Here is a 206-nt window from a genome sequence, read left to right on the forward strand (position 1 = left end):
ACCTTGAGCAACGGCTCGGTCATCACCATCGAAGCGGGCCAGACCAGCGGCAGCGTCAACGTGCCGACGGCGGCSAACGACGTTTATGTCAACGGCAGCACCGTCAGCACCACCATCACTGGTACCACCGGCGGCAACTTCGAAAACCTGGTGCCCAACACYACCCCGGCCGTGACCACCATCACCGATTCCGTGGACACCACCGG

General features: G+C 63.2%; 1 protein-coding gene. It reads left to right on the plus strand.

Going from position 1 to position 206, the window contains the following annotated elements:
* The coding region (locus tag ASD95_RS29900; RefSeq protein ID WP_236709748.1) for an immunoglobulin-like domain-containing protein at positions 1-206 on the plus strand (206 nt) is incomplete at both ends.

It is taken from the genome of Pseudomonas sp. Root71 (assembly GCF_001429045.1).
Classification (GTDB): Bacteria; Pseudomonadota; Gammaproteobacteria; order Pseudomonadales; family Pseudomonadaceae; genus Aquipseudomonas; species Aquipseudomonas monachiensis.